Raw genomic sequence first — 18,623 nt, 5'->3', positions numbered from 1 at the left:
CGTGCAGTTTTTCAGCGTCGATGCAGTCCGCCACCTCCACCGCCGCCAAACGAGCGGTTCATCATTTGCGAAGACCGGTTGTAGTTGTGCGTGCGCTGGTTGCCGAGATTGCGCGCGGCGGATTCGCGATTGAGGTTTTGTAGCTGCGCATTGTTGTTCGCTTGCCTGTTTCGGTTGGCACCGCTGCCGGCCACGGACTGCCAGCCGTGGTCGGTTTTCTTGTAAACGTTGCCGTCGCGCCCGGCATAAACGTTGTCGCCGACCCGGGCGGCGCCGCCGTTGCGGCCGTGAATGCCGCCATATTGCGTGGTGTTGCCGGTGTTGGGGTTGTAGACCGCGCCGCGATTGGCGCTGACTTTAGTTCCGGTGCGGACGTTGCCGGCTGTCACCCGTCCGCCAACGATGGCGCCGCCGTTCGGTCCGGCCGCGGCGCCACTGCGTCCAGCGGCGTAGTTGCCGGTGTAGGCGTTGTGCACCGCGCCACGTTGCCCGGCGGCGGCAATGCCGGTACGCGAGTTGTATGAGGCGCCAACCTCACCAGCCCAGCGATTGCCGGTCCAGGCGTTGTAGCCGGCGCCATAACGGCTGACCGTCGCGCGATCACCCCACTGATGATAAAGATTGCCGGTGGTTCCGGCCCAGCCACCCGGACCCCAGGCCACCGCGCCGCCGCGATAACCGTAGGCTGCGCCACCCCAGGCCAGCGGCGCCGGGTACAGACGCGGACCCCACGCGTAGCCCCAGCCGTAATTTCCCCACCACGGATAAGCGCCCCAGCCCCAGCCCATGGCGACGGTGTTGCCGCCCCAGCTCCAGCCGAATCCGAAGCCGAAGGTCCAGCCAGTCCACGGCGTGTAACGAATCGCGACGCCGAAACCATAGGTCACCGGCGGCCCGTACCAGACACTGCCAACCCACGGCGTGTACGGATAACCGGTGCCGTACACCACGACGCCAGTTGCCGGGTCCAGCGTCGATCCTTGATAACCCGGCGTGTAGCCGACTACTACGGTATCGCCGCTGGATTCGTAAACCTTCACGTACGTGAGGTAGTGCATCGGCGAGCTGGGCGGAATCGAATAAATGACCGCTGGTACTGAAGAGGCCACGCTCCACGGCCCATTCAGCGAGGTGGCGCTGAACCAGATGCCGTTCTCCACCGCCCACCAACTGTCGTTGTCGACGCGAATAATCGGCGTGGCGCTGTTGATCACGTATTGCAATGGTGTATTGGCGATCGCTTTGAGCTGCGGCTCGCCGTCAAATTGCGGCGCTGTCATCTTCACCGCGCTTTTCCTGATCGCCGAGGTCTGCGGGATGGTCGCCGCAATGGCCGCCTCCTGTGCCTGTGGCGTGCCGGCTACCGAGGCCTTGACGTTCTCTTTGGCGCTGTCGTCAGGAATATCGGCAAAGTCGGCCGGCAGCTTGTCTGCCGGGACAAAGGTCCATGGCCCGCTCATGTCGCTGGCGCGGAACCAGCGCCCGGAGATCAGTACGTAAATGTTCTGGTCGCCGATTTCCTTGAAGATATGCCCGGTGGTGTTGCTCACGTACAACAGGCTGGTGCCCTGAATCGGTTGCCATTGCGCGGCGCCGTCGGTCACCAACAGTTCGGTTGGCGTGGTGGCGATGAAGATTTTCGGCTGCGGCGGCTTGGCCAGGCTGGGAATCTTGTCCTTCGGATCGCTTTGCCCGGTGAGCAGGTCCACCTGGCGGCTCTTGATCGCCGCCTGTTTGGCTTTTTCCAGACTGGCCGGCGGCGCAGCAAGGCGCGTGTAATCGGCGGCCAATTGGTCTGCGACCATCCAGCCGTCAAATACATGCAGGTAGTGTTTGCCTTCGGCGTCCTTGAGCAGCAGTGGGCGCGTGTTGATCACCCGTTGCAGCTCCGTTCCTTCAACCGGCCGATAGGCCGCCTCGCCGTCGATGTATACGAGGATTGCCGGACGGTCGGAACTGACGATGGTCGGCGGCGTGGTTTCCAAGGGCGCACTGTCGGCTTTCTGTTCAGCGTGGAGCACCCCAACCGCTGCTTCCAGCTGATCCAGTGAAATGGTTTTCTTGCGGCTCTCGGCATCTTTTTTCAGGATGGCCAGCCATGTGTCGGCCTGTTTGGCATCGGCGGGGAAGTCGGCCTTGATGATCTCGTACTGATCGAGCGCGACCCAACGGGTGGCCTTGTCGACGAGGGTGTGAGCGCTGAACTGGACGATGCCATAGGTGGATTTGCCGTCGGCGGCCCTGGCTTCGACAGCTGCACGGGCGTTGAGCGTATAGCCGTCCCAGCTGTCGAGCTGCGGCTGATACACCGTCAGTTTGCTCTTGCCGCTGCTGATCACTTGCGGCCAGGTCGGCTCGCTTGGCGCCGCATCCGGCTTTGCAGCAGCGGTGCCTGCCCAAGCGTTGCCAGATGCCAGCAGAAAGAACATCAGCAACAAGAAAAAAGCGCGCAGGCAAGGCATCGTCAGCTCCATCGACAGGCCGGTTTGCATAGCGGAACCGGGAACACACAACCGTCGAAAAAGCATAGCCGCCCGCCATGGATTCAGCCGGCTGATCGAGCGGTTAGCGCAAAGTCGAGTGTGGCAATGTGTTGCGATGTGCTATTTCAAGGCATGCTTTTTACAAATCATCTTCGAGAGGCCGTCATGTTCAACGCCATTCTGATCGACAAAGACGACAACGGTTATCGCGCCGACCTGCAGCAAATCGATGAGCAACAATTGCCCGAAGGCAACGTCAGCGTGAACGTGGCGTACAGCACCCTGAATTTCAAGGATGGGCTGGCGATCACCGGCAGCAGTCCGGTGGTGCGCAAGTTTCCCATGGTGCCGGGGATCGATCTGGCGGGAACGGTCGAGTCCAGTTCGCACGCGGATTTCAAGGCGGGCGATCGAGTGCTGCTCAACGGTTGGGGCGTCGGTGAAAACCACTGGGGCGGCCTGGCGCAGAAGGCCCGGCTCAACGGTGACTGGCTGATTCCACTGCCCGAAGCTTTCACCCCCGCGCAAGCCATGGCCATCGGCACCGCAGGCTACACGGCGATGCTGTGCATTCTGGCGCTGGAGCGGCATGGCGTGACGCCGGATCAAGGCGAAGTGCTGGTCACCGGCGCCAATGGCGGGGTCGGCAGCTTTGCCATCGCCTTGCTCAGCAAGTTGGGATATCGGGTGGTGGCGTCCACGGGCCGGGTGTCCGAGCATGAATATCTGCAGCAACTGGGCGCCGCAGAAATCATCGATCGGGCCACCTTGTCCGAGCCGGGCAAGCCGTTGGCTAAAGAGCGCTGGGCGGCGGTGGTCGATTCGGTCGGCAGTCACACGCTGGCGAATGCTTGCGCCAGCACACGCTCGGAAGGTGTGGTCGCGGCGTGCGGACTGGCCCAGGGCATGGATTTCCCGGCCTCGGTAGCGCCTTTCATTTTGCGCGGTGTGACGCTGGCCGGGATCAACAGCGTGACCCAGCCCAAAGCGCGCCGTATCGAGGCCTGGGACCGACTGGCCAGGGATCTGGATTTCTCCTTGCTAAAGCTGATCAGCAACGAAATCAGTTTGAGCGAAGCCCTCGAAGCCGCGCCCAAACTGCTTGCCGGGCAACTGCGGGGCAGGGTGGTGGTCGACGTCAATCGTTGAATTCGCGCGCGAGCAACTGACGCTTGCGTTCGACGCCCCAGCGGTAGCCGGAAAGATTGCCGTCACTGCGCACCACGCGGTGGCAGGGGATGGCCACCGCCAGGCGATTGGCCCCGCAAGCCTGGGCCACGGCGCGCATCGAAGTCGGCGCGCCAATGCGTTGCGCGATCTCTGCGTAACTGGCGGTGCTGCCTGCGGGGATCTCGCGCAGCGCCTGCCAGACGCGCTCCTGAAACGCGGTGCCGCGTATATCCAGCGGCAGGTTCAAGCCTGTCGCCGGTGCTTCGACAAATCCGACGACGCCGGCGATCAACTGTTCAAATTCGTGGTCGGCGCCGATCAGGTTGGCGTTGCGAAACTGGTCCTGAAGGTCGCAGGCCAGTTGATGCGGATCGTCACCGAGCAGAATCGCGCAGATCCCGCGCTCGCTTTGTGCCACCAGAATCGCCCCGAGCGAACATTGGCCGACGGCGAAGCGAATGTCGTTGTTCTGCCCGGCGGCGCGGTAGTCGGTGGGCTTCATCCCCAGCAGTTGATCGGCTGATTCGTAGAAACGGCTGTTGGAATTGAAGCCAGCGTCATACAACGCATCAGTCACCGAGCCGCCGTCGGCCAGTCGCGCACGCAGCTTGCGTGAACGATGCGCCAGGGCGTAACCATTGGGAGTCAAGCCTGTCACGGCTTTGAATACCCGGTGAAAATGAAACGGACTGAGGCCCGCGCTGGTTGCGAGGCTGTTGAGCGTCGGCAAAGTCTCGGACGCCTCGATCTGACGACAAGCCGCAGCAATGATCGCTGCGTGCTGAGCGTCGTTCTGATCTCTGCTGGCGCGTTTGCTTGGCCGATATCCGGCGGCTTCAGCCAGTTCGGCGGTTTCGAAAAACTCGACGTTCTGTCGTTTTGGGAGGCGTGCAAGGCTGCTCGGCCGGCAATAGACGCCGGTGGTCTTCACCGCGTAGACAAATTGCCCGTCAGCACTCGGATCGCGAGCTACCACGGCAGCCCAGCGTGGATCGTCTTCAATGCTGATCGTGTTTGAAAGTGTGTCCATGGGAGGGAATCCGTTGACCTGTTTGACTCAGGTTAACCAGCATCGTAGCTCGCAACACTCCGCGCCTTGCGGTCAAACTTTTACTGATCCCCGGCGACGCGGAAGGTGATGTTGATGCGTCGTTCACCCAAGCGTGAGTGACGGCCGGGTTTGATTGGCAGCACGCCGTGATAGCGCAGGCGATCCACGCCGCCCCAGACCACCATGTCGCCATGCAGCAGCGGGATGCGCTGGCTTTTATCGCTGCGCTCGAAGCCGCCGAACAGAAACATTGCCGGCAAACCTAGCGACAGCGAAACGATGGGCGCGGCATAACCTTTTTCGTCTTTGTCCTGATGCAGCGACATCTTGGCGCCGGGGACGTATTGGTTGATCAGGCAGGAGTCGGCATGGAAGTCCTTGAAGCCGGCCCGTTCCGCCGCTTCGTGCGCCAGATCGGCAAACATCGCTGGCATCGACGGCCACGGCAACCCGCTGAGTGGATCGACGCTGGAATAGCGATAACCGCTGCGATCGGTGATCCAGCCCAACTGGCCGCAACTGCTGGTGCCGACCGACATGCTGAAACCGCCGGGCGTGACCATGTGGCGTAGCGGGGCGACGGCAAGAATAGCTTCTAGCTCCGTCAGCAGTTGCTCGACCCGAGGCAAGGCGAATCCGCGCAGCACCCACGATTGTTCACCGATCTGCTCGGTGCGGGGTTGCTGTACGGGTTCGTTGTCGGCGAACAGGTCAAACGTGGTCGGTTGCATGGTGTTGGTTACAGCGCTTTGCTGACCTTGATGTCACTGAGTTCTTCATCAGAGTGCATTTTTTTCAGCGCTACTTTCGCTTCCTCGTCAGTGCCGTTTTCCAGCTCGGCGAATTCGAAACGCTGCTCGCCGTCCAGTTTGTACTTGATCACGTATTTGGTTGTTTGCGCCACGGTGGTGGTTTCCTTTCAGAATAGGCTGCGCGTCTCAGCTCAGTTTGGTGCTGGAGCGACGGATGATCTTGATCGAATGGGTCAGGGTCGGCTTGCGCGTCACGCTGATTGCGCGGCGGTTGACGGTGTCGATGGTGATGTTCCAGAAGCCGGTGCTCGGTGCGGTGATACGCGCCGGGAAGGTGTCGAACGCGCCGCCGTGATAGGTATGACGGCCGCCGTTTTTGAAACTGCGGAAGTTGGCGTCGTTCATCAAACGGATGTTGCACATCTGCGAGCATTGAATGACGACGATGTCGTCTTCGTTGAGGTGCTCGCGCTGGTGAATGAATTTCATGGGCGCCTCCAGAAGGGCTTTTTCTACTAAATCAAAACGATAGCTTGTCGATGGGCGCAGTTTATCAGCCCGCACGGGTTATTATCTGGCCGTCGGGCGTTGCTTTGACAAATTTTGAACAGAACTTCGCCATGGCAGGCGGGTTAAATGCACAAGGCCCCGGAGAAAAGCGGCGTTTGTGCTGTCGGACGGTCTTTAACGGAGGATTCATATGAAGTGGGGTGTGGTGTGTGTGCCGTTGATTCTGGCGATGGCCGGTTGTGCAAATGTTTCCGAAATCAATGAAACGCTGCCAACCATGAGCGTGATCTCCGGTAAAAAGCCCCAGGAGTACGCGCAGTGCCTGACCGACAAACTCGCTGACAGCCGTGGTGCGTTGCAGGTCCAGGCGCAGAAAGACGGGGTTCGGGTGATCGTCCCGGGCAAACTTTCTTCAGGCCCGGCGGCGGTATTTGATATCGAAGATCGCGCTGGCGGCAGCAGCATCAAACTGCATGAGCGCATGTCCAATGTGCCGGTCCGCCCTCACGATGTGCAGAAAGCCGCGAACGCCTGTATTTCCGGCTGATAGACTACCGAACATCAGCACCCGATGCCGTCACAGTCCTGCTGTGACGGCATCGTCATTTTTGGAGTTGCGATGAAGCGAGAGCACGTGCGCGAGCGCCACGCAGAGGGCCTGATCTCTGCCACCCATGTCATCCAGAACCCGGCGAATCCGGGTGAATGGATCGTGTTTTTCAAGAAGAGTGCAGGGCGCAGTTACTTTTTGGTGGATGACAATGATGAAGTCGAGTCCTTCAGTCGGCTCGACGAGTTGATCGAGGTCGTCCGTGGCCTCGGGATCAAGTTCGCCGAAATCCATATGTAGCGGCTATTTGCACACGACCACGACGTTGCGGGTCTTGTAATTGCCGACGTCGACGCCGAGGGTTTTATCATCTTCCTTTGGCGCCGGTGTGCCGTCGGTGCCGACGATGCGATAGCCGGTGCCTGCGCAAGAAGCGTCGGCCTTCTCGTAGCACATCGCCCAGGAGTTGGCTTCGCCGGAACAATCGATGCTCAGGCCCTGTTCGCCATTGTTCAGATAGGTCGGCTGCGAGGTGGCACAGCCGCTCAGTACCAATGCCGCGAAGAGCGGCTGCAGTTTGTTCAGGTTCATGGTTGCGTGGTCTTCAATTGGGGGACTGGAGGCTCTGACAGCGCCGCGATGAAAAGGTTATAGCGATTGGCCACTTGTTTGCCAACAAGGCACAAAAAAGCCCTGCGTGCTGGCAGGGCCCGGGACGTGCGGCAACGGGATCAGTCCTGATCTTTGCCACGACGCTTGGGTGATGGAGGCGTATCGGTGAACACCGAGGCCACGTCCGTCGCCATCTGCTCACTGTCGAAAGGCCCGGCGATGTGTTCGCCATTAGTGGTGGTCAGCGTCCATTTCCCGTCTTTCTTGTCGATCACATACCCGTTGATGATTTTTACCGCGGCCATCTAGTCTGTCTCATTCGCTGGTTCAAAGGCGCCATAATAGCGGCAAATGCTCGCATCGGGGCCTGATAAGCGTATGGTGACCCCGATGCTCACGATCCTGGGCTACGCTGAATTCGCCGCTGAAAAACCTCGACGGAACTATCCGCGCGAATATTTCTCTATGTTGGCATCGGTTAGCCAGCGCGGGGCATTGTAAGGCGCACGCCGCCTGATTAGACTGCCTCGAAACTCGTACACACAGCCTTTTCAAGGACTTATATGATCAAGAAATGCTTGTTTCCAGCAGCCGGTTACGGCACTCGCTTCCTCCCAGCGACCAAAGCCATGCCTAAAGAAATGCTGCCGGTGGTAAACAAGCCACTGATCCAGTACGGCGTTGAAGAAGCACTGGACGCGGGTCTGACTGAAATCTCCATCGTTACCGGTCGTGGCAAGCGTGCTCTGGAAGACCACTTCGACATCAGCTACGAGCTGGAAAACCAGATCAAGGGCACCGACAAGGAAAAATACCTGGTCGGTATCCGCAAACTGTTGGACGAGTGCTCGTTCTCCTACACCCGTCAGACCGAAATGAAAGGTCTGGGCCACGCGATCCTGACTGGCCGCCCGCTGATCGGTGACGAGCCGTTCGCCGTGGTTCTGGCGGACGACCTGTGCGTCAACATCGATGGCGACGGCGTCCTGACCCAGATGGTCAAGCTGTACAAGCAGTTCCGTTGCTCGATCGTCGCGATTCAGGAAGTCGATCCGCAGGAAACCAACAAGTACGGTGTCATCGCTGGCGAAATGATCCGCGACGACATCTACCGCGTGCACAGCATGGTCGAAAAGCCAAAGCCGGAAGACGCGCCGTCGAACCTGGCGATCATCGGTCGTTACATCCTGACCCCCGATATCTTCGATCTGATCGAACAGACCGAGCCAGGCAAGGGCGGTGAAATCCAGATCACCGACGCCCTGATGAAGCAGGCCCAGAACGGCTGCGTCATGGCCTATAAATTCAAGGGCAAGCGTTTCGACTGCGGTGGCGCTGAAGGCTACATCGACGCGACCAACTTCTGCTTCGAAAACTTCTACAAGACTGGCAAGGCTTACTAATAGCATTTGCCCCGTCTGCAAGATAAAGCCACCTTCGGGTGGCTTTTTCATTTTCCGCCCTTATATGGACAGCAGTGCTTGCCCAATGGATGACTGCGGGTATGCTGATGGCCTGCCGAGGAGATAGAAATGGCCTACGATTTTGACCTTTATGTGATTGGTGCCGGTTCCGGCGGTGTGCGGGCTGCGCGGTTTGCTGCCGGCTTTGGGGCGAAAGTGGCGGTGGCCGAGAGCCGTTATCTGGGTGGCACGTGCGTCAACGTCGGTTGCGTGCCGAAAAAGCTGTTGGTCTACGGTGCGCACTTTGCCGAGGACTTCGAACAGGCGTCCGGTTTCGGCTGGAACCTGGGCGAAGCCAACTTCGACTGGGCCACGCTGATCGCCAACAAGGATCGCGAGATCAATCGTCTCAACGGTATTTATCGCAATCTGCTGGTCAACAGCGGCGTGACCCTGCACGAGGCACACGCGAAAATTGTCGGGCCGCACGAGGTTGAGGTGGATGGCAAGCGCTTCACCGCGAAAAACATTCTGATCGCCACCGGCGGCTGGCCGCAGATCCCCGAGATCCCGGGGCATGAACACGCGATCGGTTCGAACGAAGCGTTTTTCCTGAAGGAATTGCCCAAGCGTGTGCTGGTGGTCGGCGGCGGCTATATCGCGGTCGAATTCGCCGGAATTTTCCATGGCCTCGGTGCCAACACCACGCTGCTGTATCGCGGCGATCTGTTCCTGCGCGGTTTCGACGGCTCGGTGCGCAAGCATCTGCAGGAAGAGCTGACCAAGCGTGGCCTCGATCTGCAATTCAATGCCGACATCGCGCGCATCGACAAGCAGGCCGATGGCAGCCTCAAAGCAACGCTCAAGGATGGTCGCGTACTCGAAGCCGATTGCGTGTTCTACGCCACCGGCCGACGTCCGATGCTGGACAATCTGGGCCTGGAAAACACCGATGTGCAGCTCGACGACAAGGGCTTCATCAAGGTCGACGACGAGTATCAGACCACCGAACCGTCGATTCTGGCGCTGGGTGACGTCATCGGTCGCGTGCAACTGACCCCTGTCGCACTGGCCGAAGGCATGGCCGTGGCTCGACGCTTGTTCAAGCCAGAGCAATATCGCCCGGTGGATTACAAGATGATCCCGACCGCCGTGTTCAGTCTGCCGAATATCGGCACGGTTGGTTTAAGCGAAGAAGAAGCGCGCGAATGCGGCCATGAGGTGGTGATTTTCGAGAGTCGCTTCCGCCCGATGAAGCTGACCCTGACAGACTGTCAGGAGAAAACCCTGATGAAACTGGTGGTCGACGCCAGGACTGACAAGGTGCTTGGCTGCCATATGGTCGGCCCGGACGCTGGCGAGATCGTGCAGGGCCTGGCGATTGCCTTGAAGGCTGGCGCCACCAAGCGCGACTTCGACGACACGATCGGGGTGCACCCGACGGCCGCCGAAGAGTTCGTCACCATGCGCACGCCGGTCAGCGCTTAAGCATCCTTCGCTTTGGCCGAGTCTGGCGCTGCCGCAACGGCAGCCGCCAGACGCTGGCTGTCTTCCAGGCTTGCCTGAGCCTTGAGCAATTCCTTTTCCAGTGACTGATTTAGCTGCGTCTGCTCGTCGACGCTCTGCTTGAGTGCCTGACTTTCCAGTGTCGCCACGCGTAGACGTTCCTGGAGCAGGGTGCGCTCGCTGTCCATTCGTGTGGCCTGTTCGAGCAATTGATCCTGACGCTGATTACTCTGCTTGAGCTGGTCCTGCAGCAGGTTCAGCTCGCGCTGGGTGCCACGGTTCTCGGTGAGCAGGCGTTCGTTGTCGCGGTGCAGCTGAGTGATCTCATCCTGACGCACCAGCGCGCTCTGCTGAGCCTGGCGCAGTTCTGCCTGGATCTGCTGGATTTGTCCTTCGTGGCGGGCCTGTTCCTGCTCGCGCTGTTCCTTGGTGGCATTGCGGTAATGCTCCAGCGCATCGCGGGCGTGCAGGTGCTTTTCTTCCAGTGAGCGGATCTGCTCGTCCTTGTCCTGCAAGCGCAATTCAAAGTCGGCCAATGCCTGATTCAGACCAGCGTTGCGCGTCTGTTCGGTTTGCAGCATCGAGCGGGTGTTGCTCAGCGCTTCGGATTCGCGTTGCAGCGCGGCACCCTGAATATCGTGGTCGTGTTCGAGTTTTTCCAGCGCCTGGCGAGCCTGTTTCAGCTCGGCTTCCAGCGCTTCGCGTTGCTCTTCGAACTGCTCGCGGGCTTGCTCGATGGGTTCCTGCGCCTGTTCTTTCAGGCGCTGAGCAAGGCGCGAGACGAGGGCGGTCAGCTCATCATCGATCGGTTCTGCCGACGCTTCTGTCGGCTGGGCACCATCGTCCAATTCTTTCAGATAGCGATGGATCGTGGTTTTCGAGCCGGTGTTGCCCATTTCGATGCGTACTGCATCGATGCTCGGGTGTTCGCCGCGAGCCAGAATCGCAGTGCGCGCGATTTGCACCAGTGCTTTAGTAATGCCGCCACGGGCCATGTGAACTCCTACGGTTACGTACTGTGGTACATGCCACTAAAGTACGCAGTGTACCATGCTGAACTTTTAGGTAAATCCTTGAAATAAAACAGACGGGATATACTGGTATTACCCAGTGTCAGTCGGCAAAATGCGCATCTGCATGCCTGATCCAGTACGCCAGCGAGAAAACTGCCCATGAGTGACATTGATCGCTATCTGCAAGCCGCCACCCGTGACAACACCCGCCGCAGCTATCGCATGGCCATCGAGCATTTCGAGGTGTCGTGGGGCGGTTTCCTGCCGGCCACCGCCGACAGCGTTGCGCGTTATCTGGTGGAGCACGCCGGCGTGTTGTCGATCAATACGCTGAAACTGCGTCTGTCGGCGCTGGCGCAGTGGCACAGCAGTCAGGGTTTTGCCGACCCGACCAAGGCGCCAGTGGTGCGCAAGGTGTTCAAGGGGATTCGCGCCTTGCATCCGGCGCAGGAAAAACAGGCCGAGCCGTTGCAACTGCAGGATCTGCAGCGAGTGATCGATTGGCTGGAGCACGAGGCGCAGACCGCCCGGCAGGAACAGGACCGCCCGACGTTGCTCAAGGCCTATCGTGATCGCGCGCTGATTCTGTTGGGATTCTGGCGGGGCTTTCGCAGCGATGAGTTGTGCCGCTTGCAGATCGAGCATGTGCAGGCGAGTGCTGGCAAGGGAATCACTTTGTATCTGCCGCGCAGCAAGGGTGATCGGGAAAATCTCGGGCAGACCTATCAGGCGCCAGCGCTGTTGAAACTGTGCCCGGTGCAGGCTTACATCGACTGGATTACGGAAGCCGCGCTGGTACGCGGCGCGGTTTTCCGCAGCATTGATCGCTGGGGCAATCTGAGCGAAGAGGGCTTGCACGCCAACAGCATCATTCCTCTGCTGCGCCAGGCCTTGCAGCGCGCCGGGATTGCCGCCGCCGGTTATACCAGTCACTCGTTGCGGCGCGGCTTTGCAACCTGGGCGCATCAAAGCGGTTGGGATCTGAAATCGCTGATGAGTTACGTCGGCTGGAAGGACATGAAATCCGCCATGCGCTATGTTGAGGTCAGCCCATTCCAGGGAATGGCTCGGATTATGGATAAGCCGGATCAACCGTAGAGATCGTTTTCTTCTATTAATACAGTCAGCTAATAGCGAAAACAAATCAGCAGTATCAGGTTTGCCAATGAGCCTTCCGTCGAGTGAGTGGGTAGGATTCACCCATCAACTTCATAACCCCTGACGGAGAGTCATCGATGCCTATCATCAACAGCCAAGTAAAACCGTTCAAAGCTACCGCGTTCAAAAACGGCGACTTCGTTCAAGTCTCGGATGCTGACTTGAAAGGCAAGTGGTCCGTGGTGTTCTTCTACCCAGCCGACTTCACTTTCGTCTGCCCGACCGAACTGGAAGACCTGGCCGACAACTACTCTGAATTCAAGAAGCTGGGCGTGGAAATCTACAGCGTTTCGACCGACACCCACTTTGCTCACGCTGCCTGGCACAACACTTCGCCAGCCATCGGCAAAATCCAATACACCATGATCGGCGACCCGACCCACGTCATCTCCCGCAACTTCGACGTGCTGATCGAAGAAGCTGGTCTGGCTGACCGTGGCACCTTCGTGATCAACCCTGAAGGCCAGATCAAAATCGTTGAACTGAACGATGGCGGCGTTGGCCGTGACGCTTCCGAGCTGCTGCGCAAGATCAAGGCTGCTCAGTACGTCGCTGCACACCCAGGCGAAGTTTGCCCGGCCAAGTGGAAAGAAGGCGAGGCCACTCTGGCTCCGTCGCTGGACCTGGTCGGCAAGATCTGAGTCTGTGACATGCAACGCAGGGCGGTACGCCGCACCTTCATAAGTTAGCTGCACCGCCCAATAAAAATGCCCGGGCGAGATTCGCTCGGGCTTTTTTTCGCCTCAAATAAAGGAAATCGCCCGTATGTTGGACGCCAATCTTAAAGCCCAGTTGAAATCGTACCTGGAACGGGTCACCCAACCGATCGAGATCGTTGCATCCCTCGACGACGGTGCGAAATCCCGTGAAATGCTCGACCTGCTCAAAGACGTTGCCAGTCTTTCGAGCCAGATTACCCTGATCGACAGCGGTGACGATGCCCGCAAGCCATCGTTCTCGATCAACCGCCCCGGAGCCGACATCAGCCTGCGTTTTGCTGGCATCCCGATGGGCCACGAATTCACCTCTCTGGTGCTGGCCCTGCTGCAAGTCGGCGGCCACCCATCGAAGGCCAGCGTTGAAGTGATCGAGCAGATCCGCTCGCTCAAAGGCGAGTTCAGCTTCGAGACTTACTTCTCGCTGTCTTGCCAGAATTGCCCGGACGTCGTTCAGGCGCTGAACCTGATGGCCGTGCTCAACCCGAACATCCGCCACGTCGCCATCGACGGCGCGCTGTTCCAGGACGAAGTCAACGATCGCAAGATCATGGCCGTACCGAGCATCTACCTGAACGGCGAAAACTTCGGCCAGGGCCGCATGGGCCTGGAAGAAATCCTCGCCAAACTCGACACCGGCGCCATCGTGCGACAGGCCGAGAAGATCAGCGCCAAGGAAGCCTTTGACGTGCTGGTTGTTGGCGGTGGCCCGGCCGGTGCGTCGGCAGCGATTTATGCTGCACGTAAAGGTATTCGCACCGGTGTTGCCGCTGAGCGCTTCGGCGGTCAGGTGCTGGACACCATGGCCATCGAGAACTTCATTTCCGTACAGGAAACCGAAGGTCCGAAACTGGCCACGGCACTGGAAGAGCACGTCAAGCAATACGACGTCGATATCATGAACCTGCAACGTGCCGACAAGCTGATCCCGGGCAAGAATGGCGAGCTGCACGAAGTCCGCTTCGCCAGCGGTGCAACCCTGAAAGCCAAGAGTGTGATTCTCGCGACCGGTGCACGCTGGCGCGAAATGAACGTCCCGGGTGAGCAGGAATACCGCAACAAAGGCGTGGCGTACTGCCCGCACTGCGACGGCCCGCTGTTCAAGGGCAAGCGTGTGGCGGTGATCGGCGGCGGTAACTCCGGCGTTGAAGCAGCCATCGATCTGGCCGGTATCGTCTCGCACGTCACGCTGCTGGAGTTTGATGTACAGCTGCGTGCTGACGCCGTGCTGCAACGCAAGCTGCACAGCCTGCCGAACGTCACCGTGATCACCAGTGCGCAAACCACTGAAGTCACCGGTAACGGCGAGAAGGTCAACGGCCTGCGCTACAAGGATCGCACCACTGATGAACTGCGTACGGTCGAGCTGGAAGGCATCTTCGTGCAGATCGGGTTGCTGCCGAACACCGATTGGCTGAAGGGCACCATCGAGCTGTCGCCGCGTGGCGAGATCATTGTCGATAACCGGGGCGAGACTTCGATCCCGGGGATCTTTGCAGCGGGTGATGTGACGACTGTGCCGTACAAGCAGATCGTGATTGCGGTAGGCGAGGGCGCCAAGGCTTCGCTGAGTGCGTTCGATCACTTGATCCGGACTTCGGCACCGGCGTAATTGCCAGGCCGAAAACGAAAAAACCCATGAGCGATCATGGGTTTTTTTATGCACGCGTAAAGCTGCCCCTCACCCCAGCCCTCTCCCGAGGGAGAGGGAGCCGACCGAGCGGTCTGGCGTTTTCTGTCAACCTGACAGATCCAGTCGATTATGGATTCACCGCCAATCGTTCAGGTCGGTGTAATTCTCCAACATCCCCCAATCAGTCCCCTCTCCCTCTGGGAGAGGGCTAGGGTGAGGGGCTTTTAAGCTTTTACAGCGGCGCAGGCTGAATGATTTCAACCCAGTAGCCATCCGGATCCTTGATGAAGGCCAGGCTCTTCATGCGGCCATCGGTCAAGCGCTTCTGGAAATCGCAACCCAGCTCTTCAAAACGCGCACATGCCGCGACGATATCCGGCACCGATATGCAGATGTGGCCGAAACCACGCGGATCGGTGTTGCCGTTGTGATAGGCGAAGTCGGCATCGTTTTCTGTGCCATGGTTGTGGGTCAGTTCGAGAATGCCCGGGATCGATTTCATCCATTCGGTGCGCGCAGCCGCGTCGGCCGGGATCTGCGCTTTATCGACCAGCGCGAGAAAGTACAGGCTGAACTCGGCTTCCGGGAAATCACGCTTCTCCACCAGCGAAAAACCCAGCACGCGGGTGTAGAAGTCCAGCGACTTGGTGATGTCCTTGACGCGCAGCATGGTGTGGTTGAACACGAAGTTGCGGGTTGCGCTGTCTGGCGTGGCAGTCACGCCGGGAAAAGTGTTCAGTTCGTTGAGGCTCATGGGCCCTCCATTAACAATGGGCAAGTGTATGGGCGCAATGATACGCATGCCGGCCGGCATCGCCAAATGCAAGGCGGGCTTGCCCTGCGCGAGGGCGGGGCTCAGACTTTGCCTTCTATCTACGAGTGCGTCCGGCAATGATCCGACTGTTGAAATCCGTGTTTGTTTTTTTGGCTTTGTCGTTGGGCATGGTTTTTCCTGCAATTGCCGAACCGAGCATCACCTGGCCGGCTGGCTGGAAGGTTGAAGCATTGCCCGGCAGCGCGCCGCCAGTCTCGCGGCAAAGGGCGGTAAAGCTCGACGCCGATGGTAATCAGGTGATGGTGATGGAGTTGACCATGACTCAAGTGGAAGCGGGGCATCAGGTCAATCTGCAAGGCGTGCTGCTGGAGATGCGCAAATCCATTCAGAAGGATTTTTTCCGCAGTGGCTATCAGAGCGTCTGCAACCGGATTCACCCGGCAGCACTCGGTTCGTTGAGCGGCTTGGAAACGACCTGCACGGTGACTGAAAACGGCCGACACGTATTATCACAAACATTGGTAGCCGCCGTGGAAACAGACAAGGCATATGTACTTTCATATGCCGGTCAGGCCGAGGTTTATAAGGCGAGTGCAGACGACATAGAGGCGGCACGCAACAGCCTGAAATTATAAACGTCCGTACTAACTAGCAGGGCTGTGAATGCCGAAAAGGATTAAGCACAAAGTTTGATCCCGCTTCTCGTAGCAACATTGCGCAGCAAAATGTTTAGCCTGATGATTCAGTAACGTTACACAAATTTCCAACTTGTTCGATGAAAATCATTTCATTTGTTAGATATTGTCAATAAAAAAGCCCTGCATCGGGCAGGGCTTTTTGTTGGCGTCAGATCAACCACGCAACCAGGAATCAACGGTGGCTGCACCGTACTGTTCTTTCCAGGCCTTGAGGCCGCGATGGTTGCCGCCCTTGGTTTCGATCAGCTCGCCGGTGTGCGGATTCTGGTAAACCTTGACCACGCGAGCGCGGCGGGTCTTCGGCGCCGCGGACAGCTGCAGGCCCGATTTTGCCGGGTTCGGGTCAAGGATGGCGATGATGTCTTTCAGGCCTTTGCCATAGGTTTTCATCAGTCCCTGGAGCTTTTCTTCGAATTCGATTTCTTTCTTGAGCCCGGCATCGTTCTTCAGCGATTCCAGCTGTTTGAGCTGTTCCTGAAGGGCCTTTTCAGCTGCGCGAAATTCAGCGAGTCTGGACAATATCTTTACTCCAATAGTGTGTTTGGCTGATACCAACCGCAAACAAAGCTATAAGCCAAGAGCCTGGAAGCGACTCGGTGAATTGGCTCACCTGCAAGTCTGGCTCAGGTTGAAAAAATTGTAGTAGTTAATGCGACAAGAGTAAATCCTGATGTTGTCGTCATGTAACAACAATGACCTTTTGTATCAATTTGGTGCGGCTGTTCGGCGGACCATGTCGGCGACTTAATGATGAGTTAATGCGTCGAGGAAATCAGTGCCAGGCATTGGTCTACCGTACAAATAGCCCTGCAAAAAATTAACGTTATGCTCGGTCAGGTAATCAGCCTGGGCCTGAGTTTCGACACCTTCGGCAACAATGCCCAAGTCCAGTTTGGCCGACAGCTCGATAATGGTGTCGAGAATATGCCTTGATAACGCGTCTACACCGATCATGGCCACGAAGCTCTGATCGATCTTCAGAAAGTCGACATTGAAGGTGCGCAGATAGCCAAGGCTTGAATGTCCGGTACCAAAGTCGTCGATTGCGATTTTTACACCGAGTGCATGCAGCTGCTCGAAGAGCTGCAGGGTGATGTCGTTCGGCTCGACCAGCTGGCGCTCCGTCAATTCCAGCACCAGTTCGACGCTGCCAGGCGCAAACGCCGCCAGGAGTTCACGACAATCCTCGACCAGCTCCAGATCCTGGCAGTGGCTGGCGGTGATATTGATGCTGATATGAAAAGGTTTGGCGAAGGCTGCGGAGGGCGGCCCCAGCAGGACCGCAGTCTGTTGCATCAGGGCGCGGGTCATCGGCACGATCAAGCCCGAATGCTCGGCAAACGGAATAAACAGATCCGGGCGTACCAGGCCCTCTTTAGGATGATTCCAGCGCATCAGCACTTCAGCACCTGACCATTGCTTGCTGTCACCATGTACCACGGGCTGGAAGTAAGGAATGAACTCCCCGGCTTCCAGCGCGCGGAGCATTTCGTGGCTCGGCGAGGTCGATCGCTTTTGGACGAAGTGGCCAATGGCTCCGGAGACTGCACCGAAGAAAATCAACAGACTGAACAGCGGAGGATACTCAGCCGCCATGTAACGCCAGATTTCGCCCTCGGCGAAACCTGCCGACACGTTGAAACCGTAACGCTCGGATTCCAGCATGCTCTGCGCTACCGGCAGGGCGGGCAGGGATCCCTGATGCACTTTGCCGTCTGCGGACAGCCAATTCTCGCCCACCTGCAACATCAGTAATGTCTGGCGGCCGATCAGGCGCAGGATATTGCTCAGGTGATAACCATCAAGGGTGGTCAGCGCGCCGCCGCGACCGTCGCTGAGGCGATAAATCAACAATGCCGTGTTGGGCGTGACCGGGTTGCCGTTCATCAGCCACAGTTTGCCATCATGGTAGTCGCCGGCATTGACAGCTTCGTTGAACTGGCCGAATAGCGAACTACAGTAGAGATTGTTATCCCAGACCAGATTAGTCGAGCGTACGAAAGGGCGGCGGGTCACCTGCTCACGCAGGGCCAGTTTCACCTCTTCGCAATTTTTCCCGGCAAGCGGCAACAGAATCCGGGCGGCTTCTGCAGTGTTATCGAGCATCAAGTCGAACTGTCGCAACGCTTGCTCGGCAGTTTCTCCGGCGCTTTGCTGCAAAGTGCGTTCTGCCTGCATGTAGAGAATCACACTGCCAAGCACGATTGGCAGCAGGCCGCTTAGCAAAGTCAGAACGTTGCGGGTGCTGCGTTTGCGGCGGGGTCTGCGGGTCAACGGCATGGGCACATCCTGTGGCATGGAAGTCGGGCCCGGTAAACAATTGAGCCAGAGGGGAGAATAGATGGCAGCCAGCTTTTGTGCCGTGCGCGACTGAACAGATTTCATGGAGAGGGCAGACAGGTCAGGTTACGCTGTGTAGAATCGGGTTACGCATACAATAATAATCGTCTTCTGGCAGCAGAAGCCTCGCCCGCAAAAGCCTTGGGTCGACAATGAAGATATTCGGGTTTCAACTGATCTACGGAGACTTCCTCGCTCGCAGCGTGCGCGGCATCTCCTGTGCGCCTCCCACTCCATCACTTTCCTGACAAAT

At 58.4% G+C, this 18,623-nt stretch carries 20 protein-coding genes; 9 read left to right on the top strand and 11 right to left on the bottom strand.

Annotation, left to right across the window (positions count from 1 at the left end):
• Positions 1–11: 11 nt before the first annotated feature.
• Positions 12–2,462 (bottom strand): autotransporter, encoded by a 2,451-nt coding sequence (locus AC0Z4S_RS17175; RefSeq protein ID WP_485623865.1) that lies wholly within the window; start codon positions 2,460–2,462, stop codon positions 12–14.
• A 186-nt stretch (positions 2,463–2,648) separates the two neighbouring features.
• Here AC0Z4S_RS17175 and acuI point away from each other — a divergent pair, with 186 nt between their 5' ends.
• Complete coding sequence (gene acuI, locus AC0Z4S_RS17170) at positions 2,649–3,632, top strand: acrylyl-CoA reductase (NADPH) (RefSeq protein ID WP_485623864.1); 984 nt, start codon at positions 2,649–2,651, stop codon at positions 3,630–3,632.
• Here acuI and ada read toward each other — a convergent pair.
• The 4 genes from ada to AC0Z4S_RS17150 all read right to left on the bottom strand — a co-directional run bounded on the left by ada (position 3,622) and on the right by AC0Z4S_RS17150 (position 5,945).
• Positions 3,622–4,683 (bottom strand): bifunctional DNA-binding transcriptional regulator/O6-methylguanine-DNA methyltransferase Ada, encoded by a 1,062-nt coding sequence (ada, locus tag AC0Z4S_RS17165; protein WP_485623863.1) that lies wholly within the window; start codon positions 4,681–4,683, stop codon positions 3,622–3,624. The genes acuI and ada overlap by 11 nt on opposite strands.
• An 80-nt stretch (positions 4,684–4,763) precedes the next feature.
• Positions 4,764–5,435 (bottom strand): DNA oxidative demethylase AlkB, encoded by a 672-nt coding sequence (gene alkB / locus AC0Z4S_RS17160; protein ID WP_485623862.1) that lies wholly within the window; start codon positions 5,433–5,435, stop codon positions 4,764–4,766.
• Between the two features lie 8 nt (positions 5,436–5,443).
• Entirely contained in the window at positions 5,444–5,608 is a 165-nt protein-coding gene (locus AC0Z4S_RS17155) for a hypothetical protein (RefSeq protein WP_485623861.1), read from the bottom strand.
• A 34-nt stretch (positions 5,609–5,642) separates the two neighbouring features.
• Complete coding sequence (locus AC0Z4S_RS17150; RefSeq protein ID WP_007912251.1) at positions 5,643–5,945, bottom strand: DUF1883 domain-containing protein; 303 nt, start codon at positions 5,943–5,945, stop codon at positions 5,643–5,645.
• A 211-nt stretch (positions 5,946–6,156) separates the two neighbouring features.
• Here AC0Z4S_RS17150 and AC0Z4S_RS17145 point away from each other — a divergent pair, with 211 nt between their 5' ends.
• Positions 6,157–6,513, top strand: coding sequence for a hypothetical protein (locus AC0Z4S_RS17145; RefSeq protein ID WP_253502297.1), 357 nt, complete (start codon positions 6,157–6,159; stop codon positions 6,511–6,513).
• 72 nt (positions 6,514–6,585) lie between these two features.
• Positions 6,586–6,816, top strand: a complete 231-nt coding sequence (locus AC0Z4S_RS17140) for a hypothetical protein (RefSeq protein ID WP_471878592.1) — start codon at positions 6,586–6,588, stop codon at positions 6,814–6,816.
• Between the two features lie 3 nt (positions 6,817–6,819).
• Here AC0Z4S_RS17140 and AC0Z4S_RS17135 read toward each other — a convergent pair whose 3' ends face one another.
• The gene (locus AC0Z4S_RS17135) at positions 6,820–7,107 is read right to left on the bottom strand and encodes a hypothetical protein (RefSeq protein ID WP_042606852.1); all 288 of its coding nucleotides are present in this window, start codon (positions 7,105–7,107) and stop codon (positions 6,820–6,822) included.
• Between the two features lie 140 nt (positions 7,108–7,247).
• A complete protein-coding gene (locus AC0Z4S_RS17130; RefSeq protein ID WP_485623860.1) occupies positions 7,248–7,433 on the bottom strand; it encodes a hypothetical protein in 186 nt (61 codons plus the stop codon).
• Between the two features lie 258 nt (positions 7,434–7,691).
• On the opposite strand from AC0Z4S_RS17130, the gene galU reads away from it, so the two are divergent.
• Both galU and gorA read left to right on the top strand, forming a co-directional pair.
• Entirely contained in the window at positions 7,692–8,531 is an 840-nt protein-coding gene (gene galU / locus AC0Z4S_RS17125; protein ID WP_024013124.1) for a UTP--glucose-1-phosphate uridylyltransferase GalU, read from the top strand.
• A 129-nt stretch (positions 8,532–8,660) separates the two neighbouring features.
• Positions 8,661–10,019 (top strand): glutathione-disulfide reductase, encoded by a 1,359-nt coding sequence (gene gorA / locus AC0Z4S_RS17120; protein WP_485623859.1) that lies wholly within the window; start codon positions 8,661–8,663, stop codon positions 10,017–10,019.
• Here the strand turns inward: gorA and AC0Z4S_RS17115 are convergent.
• Entirely contained in the window at positions 10,016–11,032 is a 1,017-nt protein-coding gene (locus tag AC0Z4S_RS17115; RefSeq protein WP_253502291.1) for a DNA-binding protein, read from the bottom strand. The two genes, gorA and AC0Z4S_RS17115, sit on opposite strands and share 4 nt — an antisense overlap.
• 177 nt (positions 11,033–11,209) lie before the next feature.
• Here AC0Z4S_RS17115 and AC0Z4S_RS17110 point away from each other — a divergent pair, with 177 nt between their 5' ends.
• The 3 genes from AC0Z4S_RS17110 to ahpF all read left to right on the top strand — a co-directional run bounded on the left by AC0Z4S_RS17110 (position 11,210) and on the right by ahpF (position 14,536).
• Positions 11,210–12,148 carry a site-specific integrase gene (locus AC0Z4S_RS17110; RefSeq protein ID WP_253502288.1) on the top strand — a complete coding sequence of 313 codons (939 nt, stop codon included), beginning with the start codon at positions 11,210–11,212 and terminating at the stop codon, positions 12,146–12,148.
• Between the two features lie 137 nt (positions 12,149–12,285).
• The gene (gene ahpC / locus AC0Z4S_RS17105; RefSeq protein WP_485623858.1) at positions 12,286–12,849 is read left to right on the top strand and encodes an alkyl hydroperoxide reductase subunit C; all 564 of its coding nucleotides are present in this window, start codon (positions 12,286–12,288) and stop codon (positions 12,847–12,849) included.
• Between the two features lie 124 nt (positions 12,850–12,973).
• Entirely contained in the window at positions 12,974–14,536 is a 1,563-nt protein-coding gene (ahpF, locus tag AC0Z4S_RS17100) for an alkyl hydroperoxide reductase subunit F (RefSeq protein ID WP_485623857.1), read from the top strand.
• A gap of 253 nt (positions 14,537–14,789) precedes the next feature.
• Here ahpF and gloA read toward each other — a convergent pair whose 3' ends face one another.
• Complete coding sequence (gene gloA / locus AC0Z4S_RS17095; RefSeq protein ID WP_039762746.1) at positions 14,790–15,311, bottom strand: lactoylglutathione lyase; 522 nt, start codon at positions 15,309–15,311, stop codon at positions 14,790–14,792.
• Positions 15,312–15,448: 137 nt separating this feature from the next.
• On the opposite strand from gloA, the gene AC0Z4S_RS17090 reads away from it, so the two are divergent.
• Entirely contained in the window at positions 15,449–15,967 is a 519-nt protein-coding gene (locus AC0Z4S_RS17090) for a DUF4946 domain-containing protein (RefSeq protein ID WP_253502282.1), read from the top strand.
• A 216-nt stretch (positions 15,968–16,183) separates the two neighbouring features.
• On the opposite strand, the gene AC0Z4S_RS17085 is transcribed toward AC0Z4S_RS17090, so the two are convergent.
• Together AC0Z4S_RS17085 and AC0Z4S_RS17080 are read right to left on the bottom strand one after the other, a co-directional pair.
• Positions 16,184–16,549, bottom strand: a complete 366-nt coding sequence (locus tag AC0Z4S_RS17085) for a histone-like nucleoid-structuring protein, MvaT/MvaU family (RefSeq protein ID WP_485623856.1) — start codon at positions 16,547–16,549, stop codon at positions 16,184–16,186.
• A 225-nt stretch (positions 16,550–16,774) separates the two neighbouring features.
• A complete protein-coding gene (locus tag AC0Z4S_RS17080; protein ID WP_485623855.1) occupies positions 16,775–18,310 on the bottom strand; it encodes an EAL domain-containing protein in 1,536 nt (511 codons plus the stop codon).
• Positions 18,311–18,623 lie beyond the last annotated feature (313 nt).

The organism is Pseudomonas sp. 1L-B-1-E-C1, from assembly GCF_057291835.1.
The sequence above is the reverse complement of the archived record's forward strand: the minus strand, read 5'-3'. Positions and strand labels throughout refer to the sequence as shown.